This window comes from Clavibacter nebraskensis NCPPB 2581 (assembly GCF_000355695.1).
Lineage (GTDB): Bacteria > Actinomycetota > Actinomycetes > Actinomycetales > Microbacteriaceae > Clavibacter > Clavibacter nebraskensis.
The window spans coordinates 2,709,841-2,728,139 of sequence record NC_020891.1 but is presented as its reverse complement, the minus strand read 5'-3'; the positions used below and the strand labels follow the sequence as shown (position 1 = coordinate 2,728,139).

General features: G+C 68.4%; 27 protein-coding genes. All 27 read left to right on the top strand.

The genetic code is table 11. The features are described 5' to 3' along the window. The first annotated feature begins 109 nt into the window (after positions 1-109). The 27 genes from CMN_RS12790 (at position 110) to rplR (ending at position 18,294) form a co-directional block, all read left to right on the top strand. Positions 110-958 (top strand): amino acid ABC transporter substrate-binding protein, encoded by an 849-nt coding sequence (locus CMN_RS12790; RefSeq protein WP_015491199.1) that lies wholly within the window; start codon positions 110-112, stop codon positions 956-958. A 44-nt stretch (positions 959-1,002) separates the two neighbouring features. Continuing rightward, positions 1,003-1,668 (top strand): amino acid ABC transporter permease, encoded by a 666-nt coding sequence (locus tag CMN_RS12785; RefSeq protein ID WP_015491198.1) that lies wholly within the window; start codon positions 1,003-1,005, stop codon positions 1,666-1,668. Next, positions 1,655-2,494: an amino acid ABC transporter ATP-binding protein gene (locus tag CMN_RS12780; protein ID WP_015491197.1), complete on the top strand. Its 840-nt coding sequence runs from the start codon at positions 1,655-1,657 to the stop codon at positions 2,492-2,494. Before CMN_RS12785 ends, CMN_RS12780 begins: the two co-directional genes overlap by 14 nt. Positions 2,495-2,567: 73 nt before the next feature. Beyond that, on the top strand, positions 2,568-3,560 hold the full coding sequence (locus CMN_RS12775) for a hypothetical protein (RefSeq protein WP_015491196.1): 993 nt from the start codon (positions 2,568-2,570) through the stop codon (positions 3,558-3,560). A 19-nt stretch (positions 3,561-3,579) separates the two neighbouring features. Next, positions 3,580-4,005, top strand: a complete 426-nt coding sequence (locus CMN_RS12770; protein ID WP_227077690.1) for a DUF6121 family protein — start codon at positions 3,580-3,582, stop codon at positions 4,003-4,005. A 264-nt stretch (positions 4,006-4,269) separates the two neighbouring features. Further along, positions 4,270-4,644: a 30S ribosomal protein S12 gene (rpsL, locus tag CMN_RS12765; RefSeq protein ID WP_012039312.1), complete on the top strand. Its 375-nt coding sequence runs from the start codon at positions 4,270-4,272 to the stop codon at positions 4,642-4,644. Further along, positions 4,644-5,114, top strand: coding sequence for a 30S ribosomal protein S7 (rpsG, locus tag CMN_RS12760; protein ID WP_012039311.1), 471 nt, complete (start codon positions 4,644-4,646; stop codon positions 5,112-5,114). Before rpsL ends, rpsG begins: the two co-directional genes overlap by 1 nt. A gap of 47 nt (positions 5,115-5,161) precedes the next feature. Beyond that, a complete protein-coding gene (fusA, locus tag CMN_RS12755; protein WP_015491194.1) occupies positions 5,162-7,276 on the top strand; it encodes an elongation factor G in 2,115 nt (704 codons plus the stop codon). Positions 7,277-7,389: 113 nt separating this feature from the next. Continuing rightward, the gene (gene tuf / locus CMN_RS12750; RefSeq protein WP_015491193.1) at positions 7,390-8,583 is read left to right on the top strand and encodes an elongation factor Tu; all 1,194 of its coding nucleotides are present in this window, start codon (positions 7,390-7,392) and stop codon (positions 8,581-8,583) included. A gap of 149 nt (positions 8,584-8,732) precedes the next feature. Then, positions 8,733-9,701 carry a DNA topoisomerase IB gene (locus CMN_RS12745; RefSeq protein ID WP_015491192.1) on the top strand — a complete coding sequence of 323 codons (969 nt, stop codon included), beginning with the start codon at positions 8,733-8,735 and terminating at the stop codon, positions 9,699-9,701. Between the two features lie 440 nt (positions 9,702-10,141). After that, on the top strand, positions 10,142-10,450 hold the full coding sequence (gene rpsJ, locus CMN_RS12740; protein WP_012039307.1) for a 30S ribosomal protein S10: 309 nt from the start codon (positions 10,142-10,144) through the stop codon (positions 10,448-10,450). A gap of 8 nt (positions 10,451-10,458) precedes the next feature. Then, on the top strand, positions 10,459-11,112 hold the full coding sequence (gene rplC, locus CMN_RS12735) for a 50S ribosomal protein L3 (RefSeq protein WP_015491191.1): 654 nt from the start codon (positions 10,459-10,461) through the stop codon (positions 11,110-11,112). A 2-nt stretch (positions 11,113-11,114) separates the two neighbouring features. Next, entirely contained in the window at positions 11,115-11,771 is a 657-nt protein-coding gene (gene rplD / locus CMN_RS12730) for a 50S ribosomal protein L4 (protein ID WP_015491190.1), read from the top strand. Next, complete coding sequence (gene rplW / locus CMN_RS12725; protein ID WP_012039304.1) at positions 11,768-12,067, top strand: 50S ribosomal protein L23; 300 nt, start codon at positions 11,768-11,770, stop codon at positions 12,065-12,067. The genes rplD and rplW overlap by 4 nt, the downstream gene beginning before the upstream one ends. 22 nt (positions 12,068-12,089) lie before the next feature. Further along, the gene (gene rplB / locus CMN_RS12720) at positions 12,090-12,929 is read left to right on the top strand and encodes a 50S ribosomal protein L2 (RefSeq protein WP_015491189.1); all 840 of its coding nucleotides are present in this window, start codon (positions 12,090-12,092) and stop codon (positions 12,927-12,929) included. Positions 12,930-12,941: 12 nt separating this feature from the next. Continuing rightward, complete coding sequence (gene rpsS, locus CMN_RS12715; RefSeq protein ID WP_012039302.1) at positions 12,942-13,223, top strand: 30S ribosomal protein S19; 282 nt, start codon at positions 12,942-12,944, stop codon at positions 13,221-13,223. A gap of 25 nt (positions 13,224-13,248) precedes the next feature. Beyond that, a complete protein-coding gene (rplV, locus tag CMN_RS12710; protein WP_015491188.1) occupies positions 13,249-13,641 on the top strand; it encodes a 50S ribosomal protein L22 in 393 nt (130 codons plus the stop codon). After that, positions 13,641-14,438, top strand: coding sequence for a 30S ribosomal protein S3 (gene rpsC / locus CMN_RS12705; protein ID WP_012039300.1), 798 nt, complete (start codon positions 13,641-13,643; stop codon positions 14,436-14,438). Before rplV ends, rpsC begins: the two co-directional genes overlap by 1 nt. A gap of 2 nt (positions 14,439-14,440) precedes the next feature. Next, positions 14,441-14,860 carry a 50S ribosomal protein L16 gene (gene rplP / locus CMN_RS12700; RefSeq protein WP_012039299.1) on the top strand — a complete coding sequence of 140 codons (420 nt, stop codon included), beginning with the start codon at positions 14,441-14,443 and terminating at the stop codon, positions 14,858-14,860. Then, positions 14,860-15,186 (top strand): 50S ribosomal protein L29, encoded by a 327-nt coding sequence (gene rpmC, locus CMN_RS12695; RefSeq protein ID WP_015491187.1) that lies wholly within the window; start codon positions 14,860-14,862, stop codon positions 15,184-15,186. Before rplP ends, rpmC begins: the two co-directional genes overlap by 1 nt. Before the next feature lie 2 nt (positions 15,187-15,188). Continuing rightward, positions 15,189-15,485, top strand: a complete 297-nt coding sequence (gene rpsQ / locus CMN_RS12690; RefSeq protein ID WP_012039297.1) for a 30S ribosomal protein S17 — start codon at positions 15,189-15,191, stop codon at positions 15,483-15,485. 27 nt (positions 15,486-15,512) lie between these two features. Beyond that, on the top strand, positions 15,513-15,881 hold the full coding sequence (gene rplN, locus CMN_RS12685; protein WP_012039296.1) for a 50S ribosomal protein L14: 369 nt from the start codon (positions 15,513-15,515) through the stop codon (positions 15,879-15,881). Positions 15,882-15,883: 2 nt separating this feature from the next. After that, positions 15,884-16,243, top strand: a complete 360-nt coding sequence (rplX, locus tag CMN_RS12680; RefSeq protein WP_015491186.1) for a 50S ribosomal protein L24 — start codon at positions 15,884-15,886, stop codon at positions 16,241-16,243. Positions 16,244-16,245: 2 nt separating this feature from the next. Next, complete coding sequence (rplE, locus tag CMN_RS12675; protein WP_015491185.1) at positions 16,246-16,842, top strand: 50S ribosomal protein L5; 597 nt, start codon at positions 16,246-16,248, stop codon at positions 16,840-16,842. A 138-nt stretch (positions 16,843-16,980) separates the two neighbouring features. Next, positions 16,981-17,379: a 30S ribosomal protein S8 gene (gene rpsH, locus CMN_RS12670; RefSeq protein ID WP_012039293.1), complete on the top strand. Its 399-nt coding sequence runs from the start codon at positions 16,981-16,983 to the stop codon at positions 17,377-17,379. 4 nt (positions 17,380-17,383) lie between these two features. After that, positions 17,384-17,920 carry a 50S ribosomal protein L6 gene (gene rplF / locus CMN_RS12665; protein WP_015491184.1) on the top strand — a complete coding sequence of 179 codons (537 nt, stop codon included), beginning with the start codon at positions 17,384-17,386 and terminating at the stop codon, positions 17,918-17,920. Positions 17,921-17,922: 2 nt separating this feature from the next. Further along, positions 17,923-18,294 carry a 50S ribosomal protein L18 gene (gene rplR / locus CMN_RS12660; protein ID WP_015491183.1) on the top strand — a complete coding sequence of 124 codons (372 nt, stop codon included), beginning with the start codon at positions 17,923-17,925 and terminating at the stop codon, positions 18,292-18,294. Positions 18,295-18,299 lie beyond the last annotated feature (5 nt).

Genomic DNA, 18,299 nt, shown 5'->3' with positions numbered 1-18,299 from the left:
GTCGGCGCGCTCGGACTGGTTCCGAGCACCAGGCGCCGCAGCACCGCGCACACAGCACCCGCACGAGGCGATCCCGCTCTCGAGATCCGCCGTGACCGCAAGGACCCCCATGACGCTCCGCTCCCGCCTCCGTCCCTCCCTCGCCCTCACCGGCCTCCTGGCCGTGGCCGCCCTCGGCCTCGCGGGCTGCGCCTCGGGCGACGCGGGCAGCGGATCCGCGCCGGGCGCGTCCGGCACCCCCGCCGCCGCCACGAGCCTCTCCGACGTCCAGGCTAAGGGCGAGCTCGTCATCGGCACCGAGGGCACGTACTCGCCCTTCTCCTTCCACGAGGGATCCGGCTCGGGCGCGCTCACGGGCTACGACGTCGAGGTCGCGACGGCGGTCGCGGACAAGCTGGGCGTCAAGCCGGTCTTCGAGGAGACCCAGTTCGACGGCATCTTCGCGGGCCTCGAGGCGGGACGCTGGGACGTCATCGCCAACCAGATCTCGATCACGGACGAGCGCAAGACGGTCTACGACTTCTCCGAGCCGTACACGGTCTCGCCCGGCGTGATCATCGTCAAGGGCTCCGACTCGGGCATCAGCTCGTTCGCCGACCTCAAGGGCAAGACCACCGCGCAGTCGCTCACGAGCAACTGGAACGACCTCGCGACCCAGAGCGGCGCCAGGGTCGAGGCCGTCGAGGGCTTCGCGCAGGCGGTGACGCTCCTCCAGCAGGGCCGCGTCGAAGCGACGATCAACGACCGCCTCACGCTGCTCGACTACCAGAAGCAGCAGGGCGACTCCGACCTGGAGGTGGCCGCCGAGACCGACGACCCGTCGCTCAGCGCGCTCGTCTTCCGCAAGGGCAGCGACGACCTCGTGACCGCGGTCGACCAGGCCCTCGCCGACCTCCGCGCCGACGGCACGCTCGCGTCGATCTCCGAGAAGTACTTCGGCACGGACGTCTCGCAGTAGGCCGCCGCGTACGCTGACGGACGAGGACGAGACGAGGGGATCGCATGTCGAGGGAGTGGGACCTGTTCTGGTCGTCGTTCGGGCCGCTCGCGCTCGAGACGATCCGCGGCACCATCCCGCTCGCCCTGGTCACGTTCGCGCTGGGCCTCGCCATCGCCCTGGGCCTCGCGCTCATGCGGCTCTACGGCAACCGGCTGGTGTCGGGCATCGCGCGCTTCTACATCTCCGTCGTGCGCGGCACCCCGCTCCTGGTGCAGCTCTTCGTGATCTTCTACGGCCTGCCGTCCATCGGGATCGTGCTGCCGCCGTGGCCGAGCGCCGTGATCGCCCTCTCGGTGAACGTGGGCGGGTACGCGGCGGAGATCATCCGCGCGTCGATCCTCTCGGTCCCGCGCGGGCAGTGGGAGGCCGGCCACACCATCGGCATGTCGCGACCCCTGACGCTGCGCCGCATCATCGTGCCGCAGGCCGCGCGCGTGTCCGTGCCGCCGCTGTCGAACACGTTCATCAGCCTGGTGAAGGACACCTCCCTCGCCTCGGTGATCCTCGTGACCGAGCTCTTCAAGCAGGCGCAGCTCATCGCGTCGTCTACCTTCGAGTACATGCTGCTGTACCTCGAGGCGGCCCTGATCTACTGGCTCGTCTGCCTCGTGCTCTCGTTCGCGCAGACCCGCCTCGAGAGGAGGCTCGACCGGTATGTCGCCCACTGACCCCGCCGATCCCGCGCCCGCGCCGCACCGGACGCCCGGCGAGCCCGTCCTCACCGTCCGCGGCCTCCGCAAGTCGTTCGGCGACAACGAGGTCCTCCGCTCGATCGACCTCGAGGTGCGCCGCGGCGGCGTGACCGCGCTCATCGGTCCGAGCGGATCCGGCAAGACCACGGTCTTGCGCTCCCTCAACGGGCTCGAGGTGCCCGAGGAGGGCGTCGTCGAGGTCGCCGCGGCCGACGCCGACTCCCGGTCCCGCACGACCGGCCCGCTCCGGGTCGACTTCGCCGCGAAGCCGCGCCACCGCGAGCTGCTCGCCCTGCGCGACCGGTCGGCGATGGTCTTCCAGCAGTACAACCTGTTCCCGCACAAGACGGTGCTGGAGAACGTCATCGAGGGTCCGGTGCAGGTCCAGCGCCGCTCCGTCGCCGAGGCGACCCGGGAGGCGGAGGAGCTGCTCGCCCGCGTCGGCCTCGCCGACAAGCGCGACCAGCACCCGTTCCAGCTGTCCGGCGGCCAGCAGCAGCGCGTGGGGATCGTGCGCGCGCTGGCGCTCCGGCCGCAGATCCTGCTCTTCGACGAGCCGACGTCGGCCCTCGACCCGGAGCTCGTGGGCGAGGTGCTCAGCGTCATCAAGGAGCTCGCCGACGAGGCGTGGACCATGGTGATCGTCACGCACGAGCTGGCGTTCGCCCGCCAGGTCGCCGACGAGGTCGTCTTCATGGACGGCGGCGTGGTCGTCGAGCGCGGGCATCCGTCGCAGGTGCTCCAGGACCCGACGGAGGAGCGCACGCGCCGGTTCCTGCAGCGGCTCCTCGAGCCCTTCTAGCCGCTCGCGACCATCTCGGCGCTCCCCGGCACGCCGCCCGGGCCGCGGGGCGCCGCCGAGGTAGGTTCGTGCCATGACCGACGACAGGCCCGCCCCGCACCGACAGCCCGACGAGGCCGACCAGCCGCTGGATCCCCGCACCCCGGACGAGCGCGCCGCCGCCGCCTTCGACGACGGCCCCGCCGATCGCGGCGCCGACTCCGCGCACTCCGACACCTCCACCTTCGACCAGACGGCGTTCGCCGCCGCGGTCGACGAGGACCACGACGCACGCGAGCGCGAGCGGCGCGAGTCCGAGGCCCGCGTCGCCGAGGCCCGGGCGCGCGACGACCACGAGCGCGAGGCCCGCGAGGCGGAAGCCCGTGAAGCGGAGGCCCGTGAGGCCGAGGCTCGCCAGCGCGACGTCGAGGACCGGGAGCGTCGCGAGCGCGAGGCCCGCGAGGCCGACGCCCGCGAGCGCGACGAGCGCGACCGCCGTGCCCGCGAGGAGGAGACCGCGCGCCAGTCGCAGTCCCAGCCCATCTACGTGCAGGCGCCCGTCCCGCCGGAGAAGCGCGGCAACCGCGGCTTCGGCGTGCTCATCGCCGTCGTCGCCGTCATCCTCTTCGCCCTGCTCTACTCGCTCGGCACGGCCCTGCTCGCCTCGGTGCGGAACACGGACGCGTTCGGCGAGGTCTTCGGCCGCTACATCGCGTCGCCCATCTTCTACGTGCCGACCATCGCGTTCCTCGTGCTCTTCGTGCTGCTCGCGCTCCTGGTCAACCGGGGCGGGTGGTGGGCGTTCGTCCTGGGCGGCCTGCCCGTCGCGATCCTCGTCTACGCCGCGTACGTCGGCACGCGCCTCCTCCAGGGCGGCGTCATGGACCTGGCCCCGTCGGAGCAGGCCCTCCTGCTCCAGCGCACCGTGACCTTCCCCGACGGGATCCTCGCGGGCTTCCTCGCCCGCGAGCTCGTCACCTGGCTCGGTGCCGGCATCAGCGCGCGCGGCCGCCGGATCAAGGCCAAGAACGTCGAGGCCCGCGCCGAGTACGACCGGAAGCTGGCGGAGCAGCCGGATCACCGCTGACGCGTGCCAGGCTGGGAGAGTGATCCCCCTCCTGGCTGCCGTCATGCACGTCGCGCTGGTCGTGTGCGTCTTCGGCTTCGTCGCGCTGCTGGGCGGTGACGACGTGATCCCCGAGCGCGACGCGGGCGTGCTCCTCGGACCCGTGATGGTCGTGAGCGCCACGCTGGTCTTCACCGTCGGCCTCATCCGCACCACCCGCGAGGCCGACCGGGAGCGGCGGATCCCCATCCTGCCGGTCCTCGGCTGGGGCGCCGCCGCCTGGCTCGCGTACGGGATCCTCGGCGCCGTCCTCTACCTGCTGGCCGGCGCGGACGTGTTCGCGAGCCTCGCGTTCGCCCTCCGGCACCTCGTGGATCCGTTCGGCGTCGCCGTGCTCGGCATCTCGGCGCTGCTGGGCCTCGGTGCCGTCGCGCTGGCGGCTCGCGGCCCCTCGTCCAACGTTTGACCGGCGAGTCGCGGAACTGTATCGTTGCCGAGGTGTGCGCTCACGCGTGCGCTCGTGTCGTGCCGTGAAGTCGGTGCGCCGAGCCGCACGGGAGCGCATCGACCAGGGTTCGTCCATTCGGCCGGCCCCCACGGCATACCCGCCGGCGCCTCCCACTCCCGTGGTCGGCGGACGCGCGGGTCCAGTTGAACTCGATCCCCGCTCGCGGGCGTCGAATGCTGACCATCAACCCGCTGTCACCGTGCAGCATCGAGGAGTCCCGTAGTGCCCACCATCCAGCAGCTGGTCCGCAAGGGCCGCACGCCCAAGGTCGTCAAGACCAAGGCGCCCGCCCTGAAGGCGAACCCCCAGCAGCGCGGCGTCTGCACCCGCGTCTACACGACCACGCCCAAGAAGCCGAACTCGGCCCTGCGCAAGGTCGCCCGCGTCAAGCTCAGCAACGGCCAGGAGGTCACGGCCTACATCCCCGGTGAGGGCCACAACCTCCAGGAGCACTCCATGGTGCTCGTCCGCGGCGGTCGCGTGAAGGACCTCCCCGGCGTGCGCTACAAGATCGTCCGCGGCGCGCTCGACACCCAGGCCGTGAAGAACCGCAAGCAGGCTCGCAGCCGGTACGGCGCGAAGATGGAGAAGAAGTAATGCCTCGCAAGGGTCCCGCCCCCAAGCGCCCTGTCGTCGCAGATCCCGTCTACGGTGCGCCGATCGTCAGCCAGCTCGTCAACAAGATCCTGCTCGACGGCAAGAAGGGCCTCGCCGAGAAGATCGTCTACGACGCCCTCGCCGGCGTCGCCGCGAAGAACGGCCAGGACGCCGTCGTCACGCTGAAGAAGGCGCTCGACAACGTCCGCCCGGCCCTCGAGGTCCGCTCGCGCCGCGTGGGTGGCTCCACCTACCAGGTGCCGATCGAGGTCAAGCCGCACCGCGCGAACACCCTCGCACTCCGCTGGCTCACGACGTACGCCAAGTCGCGTCGCGAGAAGACCATGACCGAGCGTCTCACCAACGAGATCCTCGACGCATCCAACGGCCTCGGTGCCGCGGTCAAGCGCCGCGAGGACACCCACAAGATGGCCGAGTCGAACAAGGCGTTCGCCCACTACCGCTGGTAGTCGACCACCTAGTTCGACAGCACCACCAACCCCTTTCGGAGGAACCTGTGGCACAGGACGTGCTCACCGACCTGAACAAGGTCCGCAACATCGGCATCATGGCTCACATCGATGCCGGCAAGACCACCACCACCGAGCGCATCCTGTACTACACGGGCATCACTCACAAGATCGGCGAGGTCCACGACGGCGCCGCCACGATGGACTGGATGGCCCAGGAGCAGGAGCGCGGCATCACGATCACGTCCGCCGCGACAACGTGCTTCTGGAACAAGAACCAGATCAACATCATCGACACCCCCGGGCACGTCGACTTCACCGTCGAGGTGGAGCGTTCGCTCCGCGTCCTCGACGGCGCGGTCGCCGTGTTCGACGGCAAGGAGGGCGTCGAGCCCCAGTCCGAGACGGTGTGGCGCCAGGCCGACAAGTACGACGTGCCGCGCATCTGCTTCGTCAACAAGATGGACAAGCTCGGCGCCGACTTCTACTTCACGGTCGACACCATCGTCAACCGCCTCGGCGCGAAGCCGCTGGTCATCCAGCTGCCCATCGGCTCCGAGAGCGGCTTCGAGGGCGTCATCGACCTCGTCGAGATGCGCGCGCTGACCTGGCGCGGCGACTCCAAGGGAGACGTCGAGCTCGGTGCGAAGTACGACATCGAGGAGATCCCCGCGGATCTGCAGGACAAGGCGGACGAGTACCGGGCCAAGCTGCTCGAGACCGTCGCCGAGACCGACGACGCGCTGCTCGAGAAGTACTTCGGCGGCGAGGAGCTGACGGTGGCGGAGATCAAGGCCGCCATCCGCAAGCTCACCGTCAACAGCGAGATCTACCCCGTGCTCTGCGGCTCCGCGTTCAAGAACCGCGGCGTCCAGCCGATGCTCGACGCGGTGGTCGACTACCTCCCCAGCCCGCTTGACGTGCCCCCCATGGAGGGACACGACGTGCGCGACGAGGAGAAGATCATCATCCGCAAGCCCGACTCGACCGAGCCCTTCTCGGCGCTCGCGTTCAAGGTCGCGGTGCACCCGTTCTTCGGTCGCCTCACGTACGTCCGGGTCTACTCGGGCACCATCGCGAGCGGCTCGCAGGTCATCAACTCGACCAAGGGCAAGAAGGAGCGCATCGGGAAGATCTTCCAGATGCACTCCAACAAGGAGAACCCGGTCGACTCGGTCACCGCTGGTCACATCTACGCGGTCATCGGCCTCAAGGACACGACCACGGGCGACACGCTGTGCGACCCGCAGGAGCAGATCGTCCTCGAGTCGATGACGTTCCCCGAGCCCGTCATCGAGGTCGCGATCGAGCCGAAGACGAAGGCCGACCAGGAGAAGCTGGGTGTCGCTATCCAGAAGCTCGCTGAAGAGGACCCGACCTTCCGCACGGAGCAGAACCAGGAGACCGGTCAGACGGTCATCAAGGGCATGGGCGAGCTCCACCTCGACATCCTGGTCGACCGCATGAAGCGCGAGTTCAACGTCGAGGCCAACGTCGGCAAGCCGCAGGTCGCGTACCGCGAGACCATCCGTGGCACGGTCGACAAGCACGACTTCACGCACAAGAAGCAGACGGGTGGATCCGGGCAGTTCGCCAAGATCCAGATCAAGATCGAGCCCATGGAGGTGACCGCGGAGAAGACCTACGAGTTCGACAACAAGGTCACCGGCGGTCGCGTCCCCCGGGAGTACATCCCGTCGGTGGACGCGGGCATCCAGGATGCGCTCCAGGTCGGCATCCTCGCCGGCTACCCGATGGTCGGCGTGAAGGCGACGCTGCTCGACGGCGCCGCGCACGACGTCGACTCCTCGGAGATGGCGTTCAAGATCGCCGGCTCGATGGCCTTCAAGGAGGCCGCGCGCAAGGCGAAGCCCGTTCTGCTCGAGCCGCTCATGGCCGTCGAGGTCCGCACGCCCGAGGAGTACATGGGCGACGTCATCGGCGACCTGAACTCCCGTCGCGGCCAGATCCAGGCCATGGAGGACGCGAGCGGCGTGAAGGTCATCACCGCGAACGTCCCCCTGTCGGAGATGTTCGGCTACGTCGGCGACCTGAGGAGCAAGACCTCGGGCCGCGCGGTGTACTCGATGAGCTTCGGCAGCTACGCCGAGGTCCCGAAGGCTGTCGCCGACGAGATCGTCCAGAAGAACAAGGGCGAGTAGCCCTCCAGTTCGAGCGGCATCCGCCGTTTCAGTACCATAAGCAAGATCTCCAACACGCAGGGCGTCCGGGAACAACCGGACGCTCCGCAACCGAGTCCTGAGGAGGACCCACAGTGGGTAAGGCCAAGTTCGAGCGGACCAAGCCGCACGTCAACATCGGAACGATCGGTCACGTCGACCACGGCAAGACGACGCTGACGGCAGCGATCTCCAAGGTCCTGGCGGACAAGTACCCGTCGGCGACCAACGTGCAGCGCGACTTCGCGTCCATCGACTCCGCTCCCGAGGAGCGCCAGCGCGGCATCACGATCAACATCTCGCACGTCGAGTACGAGACGCCCAAGCGTCACTACGCTCACGTCGACGCCCCGGGTCACGCTGACTACATCAAGAACATGATCACGGGCGCCGCCCAGATGGACGGCGCGATCCTCGTGGTCGCCGCCACCGACGGCCCCATGGCGCAGACGCGCGAGCACGTGCTGCTCGCGAAGCAGGTCGGCGTGCCGTACCTGCTCGTCGCGCTCAACAAGTCCGACATGGTCGACGACGAGGAGATCCTCGAGCTCGTCGAGCTCGAGGTCCGCGAGCTGCTGTCCAGCCAGGACTTCGACGGCGACAACGCCCCCGTCGTCAAGGTCTCCGGCCTCAAGGCGCTCGAGGGCGACGAGAAGTGGGTCGAGCAGATCGTCAAGCTCATGGACGCGGTCGACGACTCCATCCCGGAGCCCGTCCGCGACAAGGACAAGCCGTTCCTCATGCCCGTCGAGGACGTCTTCACGATCACCGGTCGTGGGACCGTCGTCACGGGTCGCGCCGAGCGCGGCACCCTCGCCATCAATTCGGACGTCGAGATCGTGGGCATCCGTCCCACCGTCAAGACCACCGTCACGGGCATCGAGATGTTCCACAAGCAGCTCGACGAGGCCTGGGCCGGCGAGAACTGCGGGCTCCTGCTCCGTGGCACCAAGCGCGAGGACGTCGAGCGCGGCCAGGTCATCGTCAAGCCGGGTTCGGTCACGCCGCACACGGACTTCGAGGGCACCGCGTACATCCTCTCCAAGGAGGAGGGCGGGCGTCACAACCCGTTCTACGCGAACTACCGTCCGCAGTTCTACTTCCGCACCACCGACGTCACCGGCGTCATCACGCTGCCCGAGGGCACCGAGATGGTCATGCCCGGCGACACCACCGACATGAACGTCGCGCTGATCCAGCCGATCGCCATGGAGGAGGGCCTCGGCTTCGCCATCCGCGAGGGTGGCCGCACCGTCGGCGCCGGCACGGTCACGAAGATCGTCAAGTAGCACCCAGCTCCACCAGCACCACCTCCGACAGGGTCGGGCCGTCATGGCCCGGCCCTGTCGGCCGTTGACGGGTCGCGAGGTGTCACGGCTGGCCGGGAGCCTTCGCATCGTGCCCTAACCGATGGCGGGACAGCGGGTAGGTTCGATCAATGGTCAGACTCCGGCGCAGCGACGCCACCGGCAAGGGCTACACCCGCAAGAGGGCCGGGAAGGGCTGGACCTACCTCGACGCCGACGGGAACCGGGTCACGGACAGGGCGCTGCGCGCCCGCATGGAGCACCTCGGGATCCCGCCGGCGTGGACCGACGTCTGGATCGCGCCGTACGAGAACGGGCACGTGCAGGCGACGGGCATGGACAGCGCCGGGCGCCGCCAGTACATCTACCACCCGACCTGGCGCGAGCAGAAGGACCGGATCAAGTTCGACCGGTCGCTGCAGCTCGCCGAGTCGCTGCCGTCCGCGCGCCGCCAGGTCACCATCCACCTCCGGCAGGACGGCTTCACGCGCGAGCGCGCGCTGGCCGCCGGGTTCCGCATGCTCGACACGGGCAGCCTCCGCGTCGGCAGCGAGCGGTACACCGAGTCGAACGGCAGCCACGGGCTGTCGACGCTGCTGTGCTCCCACGTCACCGTGCACGAGGACACCGTGCACCTCGAGTTCCCCGCGAAGAGCGGGCAGGAGTGGTCGAGCGACATCCGCGACCACGACCTGGTGCAGGTCGTGGGCGGGCTTCAGGAGCGGGGCCCGAACGCCCGGCTGCTGGCCTACGAGGTCGACGGCGAGTGGCACCCGCTCGGTGCGGCCGACATCAACGACTACGTGCGGGAGCGGACGGGCGGCGAGTTCACCGCGAAGGACTTCCGCACCCTGCACGGCACGGTCGCCGCGGCGATCAGCCTGGCGAAGCACGGACCCGAGGCGACCAAGGGCAAGCGGCAGCGGGCGCTCGCGCAAGCGTACCGCGACGCCGCCGAGGTGCTCAGCAACACCCCGACCATCGCGAAGAACAGCTATGTGGACCCGCGGCTCGTCGACGAGTACGTCCACGGCCGCACGATCGATCCGCAGCGCCTCGCGTCGGGGGAGACGGAGCTGCGGAACCTGCTGTTCCGGTGACCGCGACGGCGCCTCGACGCCGCAGGCTCGAGGCGCCGCGAGCCCCGGGATCACGGAGGAGTGGGCGCGACACGCCCGGGTTGCACGCGTGGCCGGACTATGACAAACTCGTCTAGTTCAACATTCCGACGCACGCCGCCCTGCGCGCGAGACGTCGGATCACTGCCAGGCAGTGCATAGCCGCCCGGAGCGCTCGTCGCTCCCTGGGCAGGTTAGGCCGCGGGCAGCAGAGCAGAAGCACACGACACCCACCGGATGAGCAGCGCTCGTCCGCGTCCGCATGCGGGCGGGTGCACGAGCTGCCCGAGGCCGCGTCCCACGATGCGTGCCCGGGTGCACGACGGATGGGGCGCGCCACGAGGCCGGGCCATCCGAGCGAGGGACACACGCGTCCAATACGGTCCGAGGCCGCATGACGCACGAAAGAGAGAGAGTCACACATGGCGGGACAGAAGATCCGCATCCGACTTAAGTCGTACGACCACTCGGTCATCGACTCCTCGGCCCGGAAGATCGTCGACACGGTGACCCGCGCGGGCGCCACGGTCGTCGGCCCGGTGCCGCTGCCCACGGAGAAGAACGTGATCTGCGTGATCCGTTCCCCCCACAAGTACAAGGACAGCCGCGAGCACTTCGAGATGCGCACGCACAAGCGTCTGATCGACATCGTCGACCCGACGCCGAAGGCGGTCGACTCGCTCATGCGACTCGACCTCCCGGCCGACGTCAACATCGAGATCAAGCTCTAAGGGAACCCATGTCTACCGCTAACAGGACTTTCACCGGTCTGCTCGGCACGAAGCTGGGCATGACGCAGGTGTGGGACGAGAACAACAAGCTCATCCCCGTGACCGTCGTGCAGATCACCCCGAACGTCGTCACCCAGGTGCGCACGCCCGAGGTCGACGGCTACGGCGCCATCCAGATCGCCTACGGCCAGATCGACCCCCGCAAGGCCGACAAGCCGAGCACCGGCCACTTCGAGAAGGCCGGCGTCACGCCGCGCCGCCACCTCACCGAGGTCCGCACGGCCGACTTCGCCGAGTACACGCTCGGCCAGGAGATCACCGTCGGCGCGTTCGAGCCCGGCTCCAAGGTCGACGTCGTCGGCACCAGCAAGGGCAAGGGCTTCGCCGGCGTCATGAAGCGCCACAACTTCAAGGGCGTCTCGGCCTCGCACGGTTCGCACCGCAACCACCGCAAGCCCGGTTCCATCGGCGCCTCCTCGACCCCCAGCCGTGTCTTCAAGGGCATGCGCATGGCCGGTCGCATGGGCGGCGAGCGCGTCACCGTGCTGAACCTCGTCGTCCATAGCGTGGACGCCGAGAAGGGCCTCCTGCTCGTCAAGGGCGCAGTGCCCGGCGCGCGTGGCCGCATCGTCTTCGTCCGCAACGCAGTGAAGGGGAAGTAGTCATGGCTACCGACACCCAGCTCGACGTCCTCGACGCGACCGGTGCAGTCACCGGCTCCGTCGACCTGCCCGCGTCGCTCTTCGACGTGCAGACCAACGTCCCGCTCATCCACCAGGTCGTCGTCGCCCAGCTCGCCGCGGCGCGCCAGGGAACGCACAAGACCAAGGGCCGCGGCGAGGTCTCCGGCGCCGGCCGCAAGCCGTTCAAGCAGAAGGGGACCGGTCGCGCTCGTCAGGGCTCGATCCGCGCCCCCCAGATGACCGGCGGTGGCATCGTCCACGGACCCACGCCCCGCAACTACTCGCAGCGCACCCCCAAGAAGATGATCGCCGCGGCTCTGCTCGGCGCCCTCTCCGACCGCGCGCGCGGCGCCCGCCTCCACGTCATCGAGAGCCTCTCCGCCGGAGACGTCCCCTCGACGAAGACCGTGGTCGCGCTGCTCGAGGGCATCGCCACGAGCAAGCACGTCCTCATCGTCCTGGAGCGCACCGACGAGGTCAGCCTCCGCAGCGTGCGCAACATCCCGACGGTCCACGTGCTGTCCTACGACCAGCTCAACGCGTACGACGTGCTCGTGAGCGACGACATCGTCTTCACGAAGGGCGCGTACGACGCGTTCGTCGAGTCGAAGACGGCCAAGGAAGAGGTTGCCGCATGAGCGCCACCCAGAAGGATCCCCGCGACATCATCATCGCGCCGGTCGTCTCCGAGAAGAGCTACGGCCTGATCGACCAGGGCAAGTACACGTTCATCGTGGACCCCCGCTCGAACAAGACCGAGATCAAGCTCGCCATCGAGAAGATCTTCGGCGTGCAGGTCGCGTCGGTCAACACGCTCAACAAGCAGGGCAAGACCCGCCGGACCAAGTTCGGGATGGGCAAGCGCAAGGACACCAAGCGCGCCATCGTCTCCCTCAAGTCGGGCTCCATCGACATCTTCACGACTGTCGGCTGAGACCGGGACTAGGAAAACACCAATGGCCATTCGCAAGTACAAGCCCACGACCCCGGGTCGTCGCGGTTCGTCCGTCGCCGACTTCGCGGAGATCACGCGTTCGACGCCCGAGAAGTCGCTGCTGCGCCCCCTTCCCAAGCACGGTGGTCGCAACAACGCCGGTCGCATCACCACCCGCCACATCGGCGGTGGGCACAAGCGCCAGTACCGCGTCATCGACTTCAAGCGCAACGACAAGGACGGCGTCCTCGCCACCGTCGCGCACATCGAGTACGACCCCAACCGCACGGCGCGCATCGCGCTCCTGCACTTCATCGACGGCTCGAAGCGCTACATCATCGCGCCGAACAAGCTGAAGCAGGGCGACAAGGTCGAGTCGGGCCCGCAGGCCGACATCAAGCCGGGCAACAACCTGCCGCTGCGCAACATCCCCACCGGTACCGTCATCCACGCCATCGAGCTCCGCCCCGGCGGCGGCGCGAAGATGGGCCGCTCCGCCGGCGCATCCGTGCGCCTCGTGGCGAAGGACGGCCCCTACGCCCAGCTGCGCCTGCCCTCCGGCGAGATCCGCAACGTCGATGCGCGCTGCCGCGCGACCATCGGCGAGGTCGGCAACGCCGAGCAGTCGAACATCAACTGGGGCAAGGCCGGCCGCATGCGCTGGAAGGGCGTCCGCCCGACCGTCCGCGGTGTCGCGATGAACCCGGTCGACCACCCGCACGGTGGTGGTGAGGGCAAGACCTCCGGTGGTCGCCACCCGGTCAGCCCGTGGGGCCAGAAGGAAGGCCGCACGCGCCACATCAACAAGCCCAGCGACAAGCTCATCGTTCGCCGCCGCAACGCCGGCAAGAAGCGCAAGTAGGAGTTGTAGAAGATGCCACGCAGTCTGAAGAAGGGCCCCTTCGTCGACGACCACCTGCTCCGCAAGGTGATCTCGGCGAACGAGGCCAGCAGCAAGAACGTGATCAAGACCTGGTCGCGCCGCTCGATGATCATCCCGGCGATGCTGGGTCACACCATCGCGGTGCACGACGGTCGCAAGCACGTCCCCGTGTTCGTCACGGAGTCCATGGTCGGCCACAAGCTCGGCGAGTTCGCGCTCACGCGCACCTTCCGCGGCCACGTGAAGGACGACAAGAAGGGTCGTCGCCGCTAACGCGGCGACGAGAAGGAGGAGAGAAATGGTGGAGTCGATCGCACGCGTGCGTCACATCCGCGTCACCCCCCAGAAGGCCCGTCGCGTCGTGGACATGATCCGTGGCAAGCAGGCCGAGGAGGCCCTGGCCATCCTGAAGTTCGCGCCGCAGGGCGCGAGCGAGCCGATCTACAAGCTGGTGGCCTCGGCCATGGCGAACGCGCGGGTCAAGGCCGACGCGTCCAACAGCTTCCTCGCGGAGCAGGACCTCTACATCGCCAAGGCGTTCGTGGACGAGGGCACCACCCTCAAGCGGTTCCAGCCCCGCGCACAGGGTCGCGCATTCCGTATCAACAAGCGCACCAGCCACATCACGGTCGTCCTCGCGACGCCGGATGAGGTGGACGTGGCGACGACCACGAAGAAGGCGAGCAAGTAATGGGACAGAAGGTCAACCCGTACGGGTTCCGTCTCGGGATCACGACCGACCACGTGTCGCGTTGGTTCTCGGACAGCACGAAGAAGGGGCAGCGTTACAGCGACTACGTCGCCGAGGACGTGCGCATCCGCACCATGCTCAAGACGAGCCTCGACCGCGCCGGTGTGGCGCGCATCGAGATCGAGCGCACCCGTGACCGTGTCCGCGTGGACATCTACACGGCGCGTCCCGGCATCGTCATCGGCCGCCGCGGCGTCGAGGCCGAGCGCATCCGCGCCGACCTCGAGAAGCTCACGGGCAAGCAGATCCAGCTGAACATCCTCGAGGTGAAGAACCCCGAGGCCGAGGCGCAGCTGGTCGCCCAGGGCATCGCCGAGCAGCTCGCGGGTCGTGTGGCGTTCCGCCGCGCGATGCGCAAGGGCCTGCAGGGCGCCCAGCGCGCCGGCGCCAAGGGCGTCCGCATCCAGGTCTCCGGCCGCCTCGGCGGTGCCGAGATGAGCCGCTCGGAGTTCTACCGCGAGGGCCGCGTGCCGCTGCACACCCTCCGCGCGAACATCGACTACGGCTTCTACGAGGCCCGCACCTCCTTCGGCCGCATCGGCGTGAAGGTCTGGGTCTACAAGGGCGACATCACGAACAAGGATCTCGCTCGGGAGCAGGCGAACCAGAAGTCGTCGCGCCCGGAGCGTCGTAACGACCGTTCCGACGGTCGAACCGGAGATCGCCGCACCAACGCGCCGCGCACCGCGCCGGCCGCCGAGGCAGCGCCGGTCGCCGCAGCAGGAGTTGAGGCGTAACCATGTTGATCCCCCGCAAGGTCAAGCACCGCAAGCAGCACCACCCGGGTCGTACCGGCCACGCGACCGGCGGCACCGTCGTCTCGTTCGGCGAGTACGGCATCCAGGCCCTCACGCCCGCCTACGTCACCAACCGCCAGATCGAGTCCGCTCGAATCGCCATGACGCGTCACGTGAAGCGCGGCGGGAACGTGTACATCAACATCTTCCCGGACCGCCCGCTCACCAAGAAGCCCGCCGAGACCCGCATGGGTTCCGGAAAGGGCTCGGTCGAGTGGTGGGTCGCCAACGTCAAGCCGGGTCGCGTGCTCTTCGAGCTCTCCGGCGTCGACGAGGCCACGGCGCGCGAGGCGCTCACCCGGGCCATCCACAAGCTGCCCCTCAAGGCACGCATCATCAAGCGCGAGGAAGGCGACGCATAATGGCGATCGGTTCCAAGGAGCTCGCCCCCGTCGAGCTGGACACTTTCGAGGACGAGCGACTCGTCGAAGAGCTGAAGAAGGCCAAGGAGGAGCTGTTCAACCTGCGCTTCCAGTCGGCCACCGGTCAGCTCGACAGCCACGGCCGCCTCCGCGCGGTCAAGCGCGACATCGCTCGGATCTACACGGTCATCCGCGAGCGCGAGCTGGGCATCCGTGCCACGCCCGCCCCCGTCGAGGTCCCCGAGAAGGCCGAGAAGAAGAAGGCGACGAAGAAGGCCGCGACGGCCGACGACGCCGCCGTCACCGAGAAGGCTGAGGAGGCTTGATCATGGCGAACGCCGAAGAGAAGAACACGGCTGACACCGCGACGGCCGACCGCGGCTACCGCAAGTCCCGTCGTGGCTACGTCACCAGCGACAAGATGGACAAGACCATCGTCGTCGAGGTCGAGGACCGCGTGAAGCACCCGCTGTACGGCAAGGTCATCCGCCGCACCTCCAAGGTCAAGGCGCACGACGAGGCGAACACCGCCGGCATCGGCGACCTGGTCCTGATCAACGAGACCCGTCCCCTCAGCGCCTCCAAGCGCTGGCGCCTGGTCGAGATCCTCGAGAAGGCCAAGTAGCCCCGGCTGCTTGGATAAGGAGCAACAGTGATTCAGCAGGAATCCCGCCTCAAGATCGCGGACAACACGGGTGCCAAGGAGATCTTGACCATCCGCGTGCTCGGTGGCTCGGGTCGTCGCTACGCCGGTCTCGGTGACGTCATCGTCGCGACCGTCAAGGACGCGATCCCCGGCGGAAACGTCAAGAAGGGCGAGGTCGTCAAGGCGGTCATCGTCCGCACCAAGAAGGAGACGCGCCGTCCCGACGGCTCGTACATCAAGTTCGACGAGAACGCCGCCGTCATCCTGAACAGCAACGGGGAGCCCCGCGGCACCCGCATCTTCGGACCGGTGGGCCGCGAGCTCCGGGACAAGAAGTTCATGAAGATCATCTCGCTGGCACCGGAGGTCATTTAGTCATGGCGAACATCAAGAAGGGTGACCTCGTGCAGGTCATCACGGGTCGCACGCAGGCCAAGGGCGGCGACCGGGGCAAGCAGGGCCGCGTCCTGTCCGTCCTGGTCGAGCGCAACCGCGTCGTCGTCGAGGGCGTGAACTTCGTCACGAAGCACGTCCGCGTCGGCCAGACGCAGCGCGGCTCCAAGACCGGCGGCATCGAGACCGTCGAGGCGCCCATCCACATCTCCAACGTCGCGCTCGTCGACCCCGAGTCCAAGAAGCCCACGCGAGTCGGCTTCCGGACCGAGCAGGTCGAGAAGGACGGGGTCTCCAAGACCGTCCGCGTCCGCTACGCCAAGAAGTCAGGTAAGGACCTCTAGCAATGACCGACACCGCAACCGCTGGCACGGCCGAGGGCACCACGCTCCCGCGCCTGAAGCAGAAGTACCGCACCGAGATCGTCAGCCAGCTGACCGCTGATCTCGGCTTCACGAACGTGCACCAGGTGCCCGGGCTCACGAAGATCGTCGTGAACATGGGCGTCGGCGACGCGGCTCGCGACGGCAAGATCATCGACGGCGCGGTCGCCGACCTCACCAAGATCACGGGCCAGAAGCCGCAGGTCACGAAGGCCCGCAAGTCGATCGCCCAGTTCAAGCTGCGTGAGGGCCAGGCCATCGGCACCCACGTGACGCTCCGCGGCGACCGCATGTGGGAGTTCCTCGACCGCCTGCTGTCCCTCTCCCTGCCCCGCATCCGCGACTTCCGCGGGCTCAGCCCGAAGCAGTTCGACGGCAACGGCAACTACACGTTCGGCCTCAACGAGCAGTCCATGTTCCACGAGATCGACCAGGACCGCATCGACCGGGTCCGCGGCATGGACATCACGGTCGTCACGACCGCTCGGACGGACGACGAGGGACGCGCGCTGCTCAAGGCGCTCGGCTTCCCGTTCCAGACGCCCGAGAACACGCCGTAACCAGCTCCACCCGCATCACCCGCACGACCAGCACCACCGTACGATCGGCGCCGGGCACCTCCGCCCGGCGCCGCCACCACCACAGGTCGTCATCCGTGTCCGGATGAACGAAACCAGGCGAGAGAGGCACCACCAGATATGACAATGACCGACCCGGTCGCTGACATGCTGACCCGACTCCGGAACGCGAACTCCGCGCACCACGACACGGTCTCCATGCCGCACTCCAAGCTCAAGTCGCACATCGCCGACATCCTCAAGTCCGAGGGCTTCATCGCCGGCTGGGACGTCGCGGACGCCCGCGTCGGCCAGACGCTGACGCTCAGCCTCAAGTTCGGTCCCGACCGCGAGCGCTCCATCCGGGGCATCAAGCGCGTGTCGAAGCCCGGACTGCGCGTGTACGCGAAGTCCGCGGAGATCCCCCAGGTCCTCGGTGGCCTCGGGGTCGCCATCCTGTCCACCTCCTCGGGTCTCCTCACGGACCGCCAGGCTGCGAAGAAGGGCGTGGGTGGGGAAGTCCTCGCCTACGTGTGGTAACGCCATGTCACGTATCGGAAGACTCCCCATCGACGTCCCCGCAGGGGTCGACGTCGCCGTGGACGGCCAGCTCGTCACGGTGAAGGGCCCGAAGGGCGAGCTCAGCCTCACCGTCGCGCAGCCCATCCGCGCCGAGGTCCAGGACGGGCAGGTGCTCGTCACCCGCCCGGACGACGAGCGCGAGTCGCGTTCGCTCCACGGCCTGACGCGCAGCCTCATCGCGAACAACATCGTCGGCGTCACCACCGGCTACACCAAGGGACTCGAGATCGTCGGCACGGGTTACCGCGTCGCGCTCAAGGACAAGGGCGTCGAGTTCGCGCTCGGCTTCTCCCACCCGGTGTACGTCGAGGCGCCCGCGGGCATCAGCTTCACCGTCGAGGGCGTCAACAAGATGACCGTCGTCGGCATCGACAAGCAGCTCGTCGGCGAGACGGCCGCCAACATCCGCAAGATTCGCAAGCCCGAGCCCTACAAGGGCAAGGGCGTCCGCTACGCCGGCGAGAACGTTCGCCGCAAGGCCGGAAAGAGTGGTAAGTGATCATGGCTCTCGGAGTTAGAGGAAAAAGCAAGTCCGCCGCCCGCGGCCGCAGGCACGCACGCCTGCGCAAGAAGGTCGAGGGCACCGAGCTGCGTCCGCGCCTGGTCGTCACCCGTTCGGCCCGCCACGTCTTCGTGCAGGTCGTCGATGACAGCCGTGGTCACACCGTCGCGTCCGCGTCGACCCTCGAGGCCGACATGCGCGCGTTCGACGGCGACAAGACCGCCAAGTCGCGCAAGGTCGGCGAGCTCGTCGCCGAGCGCGCCAAGGCGGCCGGCGTGGAGAGCGTCGTATTCGATCGTGGTGGCAACCGCTACGCAGGACGCGTCGCGGCCATCGCCGAAGGAGCTCGAGAGGGTGGTCTGAGCCTGTGAGCGCA

Coding starts and splice junctions, on each gene's coding strand:
- CMN_RS12790 (WP_015491199.1), top strand. CDS start 110: ATGACGCTCCGCTCCCGCCTCCGTCCCTCCCTCGCCCTCACCGGCCTC.
- CMN_RS12785 (WP_015491198.1), top strand. CDS start 1,003: ATGTCGAGGGAGTGGGACCTGTTCTGGTCGTCGTTCGGGCCGCTCGCG.
- CMN_RS12780 (WP_015491197.1), top strand. CDS start 1,655: ATGTCGCCCACTGACCCCGCCGATCCCGCGCCCGCGCCGCACCGGACG.
- CMN_RS12775 (WP_015491196.1), top strand. CDS start 2,568: ATGACCGACGACAGGCCCGCCCCGCACCGACAGCCCGACGAGGCCGAC.
- rpsG (WP_012039311.1), top strand. CDS start 4,644: ATGCCTCGCAAGGGTCCCGCCCCCAAGCGCCCTGTCGTCGCAGATCCC.
- CMN_RS12745 (WP_015491192.1), top strand. CDS start 8,733: ATGGTCAGACTCCGGCGCAGCGACGCCACCGGCAAGGGCTACACCCGC.
- rpsJ (WP_012039307.1), top strand. CDS start 10,142: ATGGCGGGACAGAAGATCCGCATCCGACTTAAGTCGTACGACCACTCG.
- rplC (WP_015491191.1), top strand. CDS start 10,459: ATGTCTACCGCTAACAGGACTTTCACCGGTCTGCTCGGCACGAAGCTG.
- rplD (WP_015491190.1), top strand. CDS start 11,115: ATGGCTACCGACACCCAGCTCGACGTCCTCGACGCGACCGGTGCAGTC.
- rplW (WP_012039304.1), top strand. CDS start 11,768: ATGAGCGCCACCCAGAAGGATCCCCGCGACATCATCATCGCGCCGGTC.
- rplB (WP_015491189.1), top strand. CDS start 12,090: ATGGCCATTCGCAAGTACAAGCCCACGACCCCGGGTCGTCGCGGTTCG.
- rpsS (WP_012039302.1), top strand. CDS start 12,942: ATGCCACGCAGTCTGAAGAAGGGCCCCTTCGTCGACGACCACCTGCTC.
- rplV (WP_015491188.1), top strand. CDS start 13,249: ATGGTGGAGTCGATCGCACGCGTGCGTCACATCCGCGTCACCCCCCAG.
- rpsC (WP_012039300.1), top strand. CDS start 13,641: ATGGGACAGAAGGTCAACCCGTACGGGTTCCGTCTCGGGATCACGACC.
- rplP (WP_012039299.1), top strand. CDS start 14,441: ATGTTGATCCCCCGCAAGGTCAAGCACCGCAAGCAGCACCACCCGGGT.
- rpmC (WP_015491187.1), top strand. CDS start 14,860: ATGGCGATCGGTTCCAAGGAGCTCGCCCCCGTCGAGCTGGACACTTTC.
- rpsQ (WP_012039297.1), top strand. CDS start 15,189: ATGGCGAACGCCGAAGAGAAGAACACGGCTGACACCGCGACGGCCGAC.
- rplX (WP_015491186.1), top strand. CDS start 15,884: ATGGCGAACATCAAGAAGGGTGACCTCGTGCAGGTCATCACGGGTCGC.
- rplE (WP_015491185.1), top strand. CDS start 16,246: ATGACCGACACCGCAACCGCTGGCACGGCCGAGGGCACCACGCTCCCG.
- rpsH (WP_012039293.1), top strand. CDS start 16,981: ATGACAATGACCGACCCGGTCGCTGACATGCTGACCCGACTCCGGAAC.
- rplF (WP_015491184.1), top strand. CDS start 17,384: ATGTCACGTATCGGAAGACTCCCCATCGACGTCCCCGCAGGGGTCGAC.
- rplR (WP_015491183.1), top strand. CDS start 17,923: ATGGCTCTCGGAGTTAGAGGAAAAAGCAAGTCCGCCGCCCGCGGCCGC.